The organism is Terrisporobacter mayombei, from assembly GCF_020748465.1.
Lineage (GTDB): Bacteria > Bacillota > Clostridia > Peptostreptococcales > Peptostreptococcaceae > Terrisporobacter > Terrisporobacter mayombei.
Genome location: NZ_JAHZMP010000014.1, coordinates 1 through 11068 on the forward strand (window position 1 = coordinate 1; position 11068 = coordinate 11068).

Annotated in this window: 8 protein-coding genes and 1 rRNA gene; all 9 read right to left on the minus strand. The window is 28.8% G+C overall.

The window, feature by feature from the left end:
- Positions 1–367 precede the first annotated feature (367 nt).
- The 9 genes from K0039_RS19525 to rrf all read right to left on the minus strand — a co-directional run bounded on the left by K0039_RS19525 (position 368) and on the right by rrf (position 11068).
- Positions 368–994, minus strand: a complete 627-nt coding sequence (locus K0039_RS19525) for a YesL family protein (protein WP_228106716.1) — start codon at positions 992–994, stop codon at positions 368–370.
- An 80-nt stretch (positions 995–1074) separates the two neighbouring features.
- Complete coding sequence (locus tag K0039_RS19530; protein ID WP_228106717.1) at positions 1075–2187, minus strand: ABC transporter ATP-binding protein; 1113 nt, start codon at positions 2185–2187, stop codon at positions 1075–1077.
- 38 nt (positions 2188–2225) lie between these two features.
- Positions 2226–3260 carry a LacI family DNA-binding transcriptional regulator gene (locus K0039_RS19535; protein WP_228106718.1) on the minus strand — a complete coding sequence of 345 codons (1035 nt, stop codon included), beginning with the start codon at positions 3258–3260 and terminating at the stop codon, positions 2226–2228.
- A 64-nt stretch (positions 3261–3324) separates the two neighbouring features.
- Positions 3325–4806, minus strand: a complete 1482-nt coding sequence (malQ, locus tag K0039_RS19540; RefSeq protein ID WP_228106719.1) for a 4-alpha-glucanotransferase — start codon at positions 4804–4806, stop codon at positions 3325–3327.
- A 25-nt stretch (positions 4807–4831) separates the two neighbouring features.
- Complete coding sequence (locus tag K0039_RS19545) at positions 4832–5686, minus strand: carbohydrate ABC transporter permease (protein WP_228106720.1); 855 nt, start codon at positions 5684–5686, stop codon at positions 4832–4834.
- Positions 5686–6531, minus strand: a complete 846-nt coding sequence (locus K0039_RS19550) for a carbohydrate ABC transporter permease (RefSeq protein ID WP_228106721.1) — start codon at positions 6529–6531, stop codon at positions 5686–5688. Before K0039_RS19550 ends, K0039_RS19545 begins: the two co-directional genes overlap by 1 nt.
- Positions 6532–6809: 278 nt before the next feature.
- On the minus strand, positions 6810–8150 hold the full coding sequence (locus tag K0039_RS19555; RefSeq protein ID WP_228106722.1) for an ABC transporter substrate-binding protein: 1341 nt from the start codon (positions 8148–8150) through the stop codon (positions 6810–6812).
- Between the two features lie 206 nt (positions 8151–8356).
- Positions 8357–10615 carry a glycogen/starch/alpha-glucan phosphorylase gene (locus K0039_RS19560; protein WP_228106723.1) on the minus strand — a complete coding sequence of 753 codons (2259 nt, stop codon included), beginning with the start codon at positions 10613–10615 and terminating at the stop codon, positions 8357–8359.
- Between the two features lie 337 nt (positions 10616–10952).
- Positions 10953–11068 (minus strand): 5S ribosomal RNA (rrf, locus tag K0039_RS19565).

The following is an 11068-nucleotide window of genomic DNA, read 5'->3' on the forward strand; positions in this document are numbered from 1 at the left end:
AGACTAATCATTATCTGAATATCTGGCTTGGTTTGTTTGTTGTTTCAGTTTAATTCTTAAAGAATTAATTTATTGTTAACCTACTGTTTAATTTTCAAAGTTCTTTGCTTGTTTCAGCTTCTTTATTTTACCAAAGCTGTTTTTCCTTGTCAACTACTTTTTTTAAGAAGTTTTTGTTGACGTTTTGTCCCTGTCTCAAGGACAAGTAATACTATATCATCTTATTAATTAATGGTCAACACCTTTTCTAAAAGTTTTTTAATTATTTTATTTTTATTTATCAAAATTAACGTAAACCCTGATGATACCTAGCTTTTAAAAATAAATAACTACGAAGAATATCTTTAACTCTTCATAATTATTTTTATTATTTTATAAGCTTATTAAATATTTTATCAAAAAATATAGAATTTATGCAAATTATTATTCCAAAACCAATTACTGTATACAGGAATATTATGTGCCCCCAATGACTTCTAAATAAATTAATCAACAAAAATGGGCTTAAATTTAAAATTACTATTATTACTGTATAAGGCAAGTTTTGTATAGATATAAGAGCAGAATTTATCATAGTGTTTTTTATAGTATTTTCAAACTTATATATTATAGGAAATACATATGTTAATGTAAAAGTATATATTATACTTATTATAGTAAATATAAACTGTAAAACCTTACTTATCGATTCATTTAAAACTAGTCTTGACATATAAAAGTCAAACAGCAATACTCCTCCTATTATTAGCATAATAGTCCATACTATCGTGCTAGTTTTAAAGTTTTCTTTAAAACTTCTAATAAACTCTTTTACTATATATGTTTCTTCGTCTTTTATCATATTCATCGCAACAGAATATGCAGCAGTAATTGATACCCCTATAGTTACAATTGGTAAGCATGAGATTATACATAGTAAGTTAAGTATAACTATATCTGTTATCTTTCCTAAAATCTCAAAAAATTTGTTGTCATATCTGAATAAATTATCCATAAAAATCCTTCCTCTTAACTAAAAAAATATTAAATAAAACTGCCATATTTATAATTATAGCAGTTCATTTTATATTTTTATTAATTTGTTATTACTTTCCCAGTTTCATTATCAAATATATGAACTTTTTCCATATCAAATTTAAACTTAACTTTATCCCCTACTCTGGCTGAAGTTGTAGCTTTTACTCTTGCAGTCATAGGTAATTGTTCTACATTAAAGTATAAGTACACTTCTGAACCTAGTAATTCATATACATTTATAGTAGTTTCAATTTCTCTTCCTGTACTTTCTTCATTTAATTCAATTAAGTCATTCACGTTCTCTGGACGTATACCCATGCATACTACTTTATTTATGTATCCACCATCAACTAACGCCTTACCTTTAGTTTCTGGAAGTACTAATTCATGTTTTCCTATTTTTAATATAACATCATTACCACTTTTACAAACTGTTGCATCTAAAAAGTTCATCTGTGGTGAACCTATAAATCCAGCAACAAATTTATTCTGTGGTGCATTGTATAAATTTTGTGGTGTATCAACTTGTTGAACTATACCATCTTTCATTACTACAATTTTAGTACCAAGAGTCATAGCTTCTGTTTGATCATGAGTTACATATATCATAGTTGCTCCTAATCTTTCATGTAACTTAGATATTTCTGTACGCATTTGAACTCTTAGTTTAGCATCAAGGTTTGATAATGGTTCATCCATTAAGAACACTTTTGGTTCACGAACTATCGCTCTTCCCATTGCAACCCTTTGCCTTTGTCCACCTGATAGTGCTTTAGGTTTACGGTCTAATAATTTTTCAAGATCTAATATTTTAGCTGCATATTTCACTTTTTCATCTATTATTTCTTTTGGAACTTTCTTTAGTTTTAGCCCAAAAGCCATATTATCATATACACTTAAATGTGGGTACAAGGCATAACTTTGGAATACCATTGCTATATCTCTATCTTTAGCTTCCACATCATTTACTACTCTATCATCTATTTTTAAAGTACCTTTATTTATATCTTCTAATCCTGCTATCATTCTTAATGTTGTAGATTTACCACAACCTGATGGTCCTACAAATATTATAAAATCTTTGTCTTCTATTTCTAAATTAAAATCTTTTACAGCTTCAAAACCATTTGGATATATTTTACTTATATTTTGTAATGATAAGCTTGCCATTTTTTAATCCCCCTCATATATACTTAATGGTACTAAAATTATCTATTTAATTCTGAAGTTGACTCTCTCTCAATTAATTCCCCTTGGAAAACTCGATGCTGATTTTGGGTCTTCTTATTAATTAAATCAAATAAGATTTTAGTAGTTTCTCTTGCCATCTCTTCCACAGGCTGACGTATTGTAGTAATGGAAGGATTATAATAATATGTGATATCTAATCCATCAAATCCTACAATAGAATAATCCTGTGGAATCCTTTTTCCATTTTCTAATATGGCTTTACTCGCTCCAATTGCCATACTATCAGAAATAGAATAAACTGCTGTAAACTCTTCTCCTGATGCTAAGAGCTCTTTCATAAGTTTATATCCATTTTCTATAATTTGAATATTTTCATTATCATTAATATGTCTAATTAAATTTTCATTTATAGGTATATTCCTCTTGATTAAGGCATTACGATAGCCCTGTATACGTAATTTACTAATACTTTGGTCACTTTTACCTGCAGCTAAAATTGCAATTTTTGTATGACCTTGATTACATAGGAAATTAACTACTTTTTCACTTTCATTTTTATCATCTACACATACTGAGGAATATAAATTTTTATCTACATCACCTGCTATAGCTATTGTACTTAAAACAAAAGGTATATTGATTTCTTTTAGCTTCTCTTCTTGGTGAGAGAAATTTCCTCCTAAAAATACAATTCCCTTTAGTCTTTTTTCTTTTATTAGTTCTAAAGCTACTTCAATTTCATCTTGATTTGAATCAACTCTATGTAATATAAAGGAATATCTTCTGTCTTGTATCTCTTCTTCAAATACTTTTATCATGTTTTGAAAAAATGGGTTGTCTATACCCTTTATTAATACAGCTATGGTTTTAGTATCTAAAAGTTTTAAATTTCTAGCGCTTTTGTTAGGAACAAAATTACTTTCTTTTATAACTTCCATTATCATAGTTCTGGTTTCTTCACTTATGTCAGGATGATTGTTAATGGCTCTTGAAACTGTGCTTACTCCGACACCACACTTCTTAGCTATATCTTTAATTGTGATTGCCTTCATATTAACACTATCCTTTCATTATTGTATTTTGCTATATCAGTTTATCACATAATAGACACTAAAGTTATATTCTTGCATATAATTTAGTTAACATCTTTATTTTCTTTATAATTTTCTTAGAGAAACAATCTTTGTGCATTCTCCATTTCCAGTTATCACCTAGGGTTGAAGGTGTGTTTATCCTTCCTTCTGATCCTAAACCTAGATAGTCTTGAACTGGTATTATACAAGTGTTTGCTACGCTTCTCATGGCTAAACATATAAAGTCCCAATGTATAGCATTATCACGAGTATACTTGTTATTCATATAATTAATAGACATTCTTTTATCTTCTTTACTGATTTCTTTATACCATCCACAAATGGTGTTATTATCATGTGTTCCAGTATAAACTATACAATTTCTATTATAATTATGAGGTAGGTAATCACTATCCTCTCTTGAATCAAAGGCAAACTGTAGTATTTTCATACCAGGATACCCTGTATCTTTAAGAAGTTGTTGCACACTTTCTGTTAAAAATCCTAAATCTTCTGCTATAATGTCTACATTTCCTAGTCCTTCTCTTAAATATCTAAATAAATCTATACCAGGCCCTTTTTCCCATCTTCCATTTACTGCTGTTAAATCTCCATATGGTATAGAATAATATTCGTCAAAACCTCTAAAATGGTCTATTCTTACAATGTCATATAATTCAAATGACTGTTTTATTCTTTTTATCCACCACTCATAATCTGTAAATTTATGATACTCCCAATCATATAAAGGATTACCCCATAACTGACCTGTTTCACAGAAACTATCTGGTGGACAACCTGCAACAGCTGTTGGCATACAATCTTTATCTAATTGGAATAGTTCTGGATTAGCCCATGTATCCGAGCTGTCTAATGATACATATATCGGAATATCTCCTATAATGGAAATTCCTTTTTTATTTGCATAAGCTTTTAATTTGTTCCATTGTTCAAAGAATAAATATTGTAAATACTTATAGAATTCAATTTCTTCCTGTAATTCTTTTTCATATGCTAATATGGATTCTTCTTTTCTTTCTCTTATATCTTCACACCATTCTATCCATGACTTTCCGCCATAAGAATCTTTTATAGCCATATATAGTGTATAGTCATGTAACCACCATTTATTTTTTTCACAATACGCATTGAATTTTTTATTCAATCCTATGTTGCTTCTTTTATACGCTACTTTTAATATTTTAAATCTTGATAAATAAATTTTTTCATAGTCAATAGATTCTTCATTATCTCCCCAATCATAGCTGTTACACTCCTCATCAGACAATAAATTTTCTTTAACTAATTCATCTAAATCTATAAAATATGGATTACCTGCAAAAGTAGAAAATGATTGATATGGAGAGTCACCATATCCAGTAGGTCCAAGGGGCAGAATCTGCCATAAACTTTGGCCTGCATCGTGTAATATATCTATAAAATCATAAGCTTCCTTTGATAAAGCTCCTATACCATATTTTGATGGTAAACTTGCAACAGGTAATAACATCCCACTTCTTCTCATGATGTCCCTCCTATAATACTCTTTATTATCCTTTCACAGCTCCAGCAACGACACCTTCTATAATGTGTTTTTGACAAACTAAGTAGAAAACTATTATTGGGATAATCGCTAGTACAAGCATTGCCATCATAGCTCCCATGTCTCTATTTCCATTTGATCCTACAAGCATTTGTATTACTACTGGAATTGTCTTATATTTTGTAGATAAACCTATTACTAAATATGGTAATAAGTAATCATTCCATATCCACATTGCGTTTAGTATAGCAACTGTTATAGATGTTGGTTTTAATATTGGTAATACTATATAGAAATAAGTTTGTAATGGATTGCAACCATCTATCATAGCAGCTTCTTCTATTTCTAATGGTATGGATTTTATAAACCCACTAAACATAAATACTGATAATCCTGCCCCAAACCCCAGATATAATGCAATCATACCTATTGGGTTTGACAAATTTAGTCTATCTGCCAGTTTTACCATTGGGAACATTACCATTTGAAACGGTACTATCATTGAGAATACAAATAAATAATAAATAGCACTTGTTAATTTACTTTTTACTCTTGTTATATAATAAGCTGTCATAGATGTGAAGAATATTATTACTACAACAGATCCTATTGTTATAAAGAATGACCATCCTATAGCACTTAAAAATCCTGTTCTTTCTAATCCATTAATATAGTTTGTAATTCCCACAAATGTTTCTGGTGTAGGAAATGCAAATGGGTTATCACTTATAAAAAACTTACCTTTAAATGAGTTTATAACTATAAATAAAATAGGAGCTAAAAATACTATTACTAATGCACAAAGTATTAAAAATGTAATACTATTTCCCCTGCTTTTTTTTACTGGAATTGCGTTTTGCATTAATGTTCTACCTCCTTCTTTCTTGTATAATATAGTTGAGTAAGAGCAATAAGAGCTACTATTACAAAGAACATAACTGCCTTGGCCTGTCCCACACCTTCAAAGTTACTTCTTCCATAGAATGAATTAACTATATTTAATGCTAACATTTCAGTTTTATGCATCGGTGCTCCATTAGTTAAAGCTAAGTTTTGATCATATAACTTGAAACTGTTTGATAGAGTTAGGAAGAGACAAATTGTTATGGATGGCATTACCATTGGTATTGTTACATGTCTTAAAGTTTGCCATTTTGTTGCTCCATCGATTTTTGATGCTTCTATTAATTCTGTAGGCACATTTTGAAGACCTGCTATATATATTATCATCATATATCCTATCATCTGCCAGTTCATTAACAATATTAATCCGATAAGCCCATACTTTCCATTTGCAACTAAAGTTGTTCCATAGTTTGCTAAAACAGCATTTATCATCGATTGCCAAGTATAACCTAATACTATACCACCTATTAAGTTAGGCATGAAAAATACTGTACGGAAAAAGTTTGTTCCTTTTATCTTCTTTGTTAATAAGTAAGCAAGTGTAAATGCAATTATATTAACTGTTACTATAGATACAATGGTAAAGAAAGTTGTGAAACCAAATGATTCTAAAAATCTTTGACTTGGTTCAAATGCAGTTATATAGTTTTGTATGCCTACAAATTTTGCATTACTTACTGTAGTAAAATCACAAAATGATAAATATAATCCTGTTATGAATGGGATTATAAATGCAATAGCAAATGCAGTCACTGTTGGTAATAAAAATACAGCAAAATATTTTTTCAATGTTTTTTGCATACTATACCTCCTATTATTAATAAAAAGTAAGTGCTATAAAATCATCTTAGTTAAATAAAAAGCTTAGTTCATAAATAGTATCACCTTCATTACTTAACTAGGACTTAATCCTTTTTTAGTTTAACGGTAATATACTGTTATTTATGGCTAAGCCTTTTCTATCTTGAATTAATTTAATTTTACTATCTTTAAAATAGGGCTAGATTATTATTAAAAAATAATAATCTAGCAATTCTTAAAAATACACTTACAAGTATTTAGCGACCTATTAGTTGTTATTATTTAGCTGCTTCTTTTTCACTAGCCCACTTATCAACTACTAATTTTTTAACATCTTCCCATTTCATATTTCCATTAGCATACTCAAGTAACGCTGCTCCAAAATCGTCTTTAAATGTTTGACTTGGGAATGAAACAAAGTTCCAGTCTACATTGTATAAATCTTTATTTCCTAAGTATCTTAAAACTTCTTGAGCTAAAGGATCTTGTGGAGTTTCAGCATCCTTAAATGTATCAAATGGAGCTATAAATCCTAATTCTTCTGTTACATGTTTTTTACCAGTATCAGAAGTAAATAACCACTCAATGAAAGCTATAGATGCTTTTTGGTCAGCTTCTGAAGCTTTGTTATTTATAGAGAAGAAGTTTTCAGTTCCTATACAAAGACCTTGTTTTTCTTCACCTTTAGCACCAGTATATATAGGCATGAATTTAACATCTTTTTCTTTTACAGTATTTCCTTCAACTTCTGATATTTGTCCCCATCCCCAGTTACCATTTTGAACCATAGCTGCTTTACCTAATGCAAATTCAGCCATTGAATCAGATACTGTTTTACTTCCTAATAAAGTAGGAGCACAAGTAGAGTTGTTTATGTATAAATCAAATATGTTTTTGTATTGATCAGCGTAAGTAAAGTCTATCTTATCTAAATCAGTTACATCTTTATCTTTATATTCATAATATATAGGTAAGTTAGCTAAGTGAGTTTGCCATCTCCAATCTTCACCAGGAGTTAATGATGTAGAGGCAAATACACCATCTATTCCTAACTTATCTTTTTTAGCTTGCATATCTTCTGCTACTTCTTTTAATTTATTATAGTTATTTATTTCATCCATAGATTTAGCTTTTGCGCCATCTAGTTTAAAATATTTTTCCATTATTGCATTGTTATATATTATTCCATATCCTTCTTCAACGTAAGGTATACCATATACTCCATCCCCATCTTTAACAGCCATATCCTCGTTTAATAAGTGCTTATATAATTCTGTATCTTTTAAATTAAGACAATAATCTTTCCATGATTGGTATCCTACTGGACCATTTATTTGGAATAGTGTTGGAGCGTCTTCTTTAGCTATTTCTGATTTTAAAGTTTGTTCATAAGTACCACTCGCAGCTGTAACTACTTTTACTTTTACACCAGTTTCTTTTTCATAATCTTCAGCTATTTTTTTCCATTGTTCTTCCTGTTCTGGTTTGAAGCTTAAGTAGTATACTGAACCTTTTTCATCATCTTTAGAACTATCATTAGAAGACGAACAACCCGTTAATGCTACAGTTGCCATAACTGCAGATAAAGCAATTGTTAAATACTTTTTAAGTTTTATCATGATATTTCCCCCTCATATATTTTTATTCTATCTCCGGAAAGGTTTCCGATAACGTTTCCGAAATAACGTTTTCCCTTTCTGGTAATAAAATAATAACACCCATCTTTCTAAAAATCAATAACTTTTACGATATATTTTTAATTATATGAAATCAGCTATGTACACATATAAATTTATCTTTTATAGTGGACATAGCCACTGACTTTCTATCTTAATTTCCAAATATCATTATTATATTCTGTAATAGTTCTATCAGAAGAAAAATAACCAGCTTTACTAATATTAACTAACATTCTCTTTGACCATTTTTCTCTATTTTCATATTCTTTGAATAACTTTTCTTTTTTATAACAGTATGATTGGAAGTCTAATAATCCCATAAACCAATCTTTTCTCATTATTTCTTTATATAGTCTTATAAGATTTTCTTCACATCCAACATTCATAAGGTCATCACTAACAATAAAATCTACTACTTCTTTTATATTCTTATTTTTTATATAGAAATCAAGAGGATCATAGTCTCCATCTTCATAATGTTTAATTACATTATCACTACTTTCTCCGAATATGAATATATTTTCCTCTCCAACAAGTTCATGTATTTCTACGTTAGCACCGTCTTCTGTTCCAAGTGTTAATGCACCATTTAACATGAACTTCATGTTTCCTGTTCCACTTGCCTCTTTTGATGCTAATGATATTTGCTCTGATATATCACATGCAGGTATTAATTTCTCAGCTGAAGTTACATTATAATTTTCTACCATTACTACTTTTAAATGTTTATTCACTTCATCGTCATTCTCTATAAGTTCTTGTAAACATAAAATTAAATGTATTATATCTTTTGCTATTATATAAGCAGGAGCTGCCTTTGCACCAAATATAACAGTTATAGGTGTTGTTGGTATATTTCCTTTTTTGATTTGTAAATATTTATAAATTACATATAAAGCATTCATCTGTTGTCTCTTATACTCATGTAACCTTTTTATTTGAATATCAAATATAGAGTTTTCATCAATATCTATATTTTGAACTTTCTTAAGATAGTTTTTAAGCCTTATCTTATTCTCCTGTTTAATGTCTAATAACTGTTGAAGAACTTCTTTGTCATCAACATATTTAATTAAATCTTGTAATTTTTCTGCATCAACTTTAAATCCATTTCCTATTAACTTTTCTATCAACTTCGTTAATTCAGGATTACAATGCATTAACCATCTTCTAAATGTTATGCCATTTGTTTTGTTATTAAATTTCTCAGGATATATTTTATAAAAGTTATTTAATTCATTATTTTTTAATATATCAGTATGAAGTGATGCAACTCCATTTACACTAAATGTATAATGTATATCTATATGAGCCATGTGAACATTTTTATTTTTATCTATTATGTATAAAGATTCTTCATCATATTTAGCTCTAACTTTTTTATCTAATTCTTTAATTATTGGTATGAGCTGTGGAACAGCTTTTTCTAAATATGCTATAGGCCACTTTTCTAATGCTTCTGCTAATATAGTATGATTAGTATAAGCACATGTTTTAGATACTATTTCTATAGCTTCATCCATTTCAATTCCTTTTTCAACCAAAAGACGTATAAGTTCAGGAATAACCATAGTTGGGTGAGTATCATTTATTTGTATTACAGCATAATCATATAAATCATGAAGGTTAGATCCCTTTGCAATACATTCATCTAATATAAACCTAGCTCCATTACTAACCATAAAATATTGTTGGTAAATACGAAGAAGATGTCCTTTTTCATCACTATCATCTGGATATAAGAATAAAGTAAGATTTTTCTTAATATCTTCTTTATCAAAATTAATTCCGTCATTTACTATAGTTTCATCAACTGTTTCAACATCAAATAAATGAAGTTTATTCGTTGCATTATTATATCCGGTGATATTTATATCATATAGCCTAGAGCTTAATGTAAATCCATCAAAGTCTATATTATAAGTTACATCAGTTTTTTTCAAGCAGCTTTGTTTTTCAATCCATTCATTTATCTCTTCATTTTGTAAATTATTTTTAAATAATTGTTTAAATAAACCAAAATGATAATTTAATCCTATTCCATCTCCTGGAAGACCTAACGTAGCTATAGAATCTAAAAAACATGCAGCCAATCTTCCAAGTCCACCATTTCCCAAAGATGGTTCCGGTTCTACTTCTTCTATCTCAGATATGCTTTTTCCATTGTCATTTAGAATTCCTTTAATTTCATCATAAATACCTAAATTTATTAAGTTATTAGATAATAACTTTCCAATTAGAAACTCTGCTGAAATATAATATAACTTCTTTTTGTCTTGCCTTTCATTTACCTTATTCTCCCCAAACTCTTGCACCATTTCTAATAAGGCAAAATAGATTTCTTCATTTGAACAAGATGAAATATCTTTATTACACTTAGACTTTAATATTCGTGATAAATTCACAGATAATCTCCCCTCCTGATTCTCTATTTATTCATTTCTTGGAAACGTTTTCGGTAACGTTACCATAGAACCCAAACCTCTTTTTTACATTGTTTGAGTTCTACAATTAATATTATTTATGCTTTTTTAGAATCATCGTTTTAAGGTTATTATAATTTATAAATTTTTCTTTTACAACAGTATTTGTTTTATAAATTTATTTATTTATTATTTTTTATTTTAATAAAGCTTTTATATATTATAAGATATAAGCTTTTATATCTTATTTATGAATTCATATAATAAAAAGACATACCTATTCGGTATGTCTATAAATATTTTTAATAATAAAAAAATTACGTGGCTACGTGCTACTCTCCCAGGGGGTCGCCCCCCAAGTACCATCGCCGCTCAAGAGCTTAACTTCTGTGTTCGGAATGGGAACAGGTGTATCCTCTTTGCTATAATAACCAC

Bases quoted from the DNA above. Each gene is read 5' to 3' on its own strand.
- K0039_RS19525 (WP_228106716.1), bottom strand. From the start codon at position 994: ATGGATAATTTATTCAGATATGACAACAAATTTTTTGAGATTTTAGGA.
- K0039_RS19530 (WP_228106717.1), bottom strand. From the start codon at position 2,187: ATGGCAAGCTTATCATTACAAAATATAAGTAAAATATATCCAAATGGT.
- K0039_RS19535 (WP_228106718.1), bottom strand. From the start codon at position 3,260: ATGAAGGCAATCACAATTAAAGATATAGCTAAGAAGTGTGGTGTCGGA.
- malQ (WP_228106719.1), bottom strand. From the start codon at position 4,806: ATGAGAAGAAGTGGGATGTTATTACCTGTTGCAAGTTTACCATCAAAA.
- K0039_RS19545 (WP_228106720.1), bottom strand. From the start codon at position 5,686: ATGCAAAACGCAATTCCAGTAAAAAAAAGCAGGGGAAATAGTATTACA.
- K0039_RS19550 (WP_228106721.1), bottom strand. From the start codon at position 6,531: ATGCAAAAAACATTGAAAAAATATTTTGCTGTATTTTTATTACCAACA.
- K0039_RS19555 (WP_228106722.1), bottom strand. From the start codon at position 8,150: ATGATAAAACTTAAAAAGTATTTAACAATTGCTTTATCTGCAGTTATG.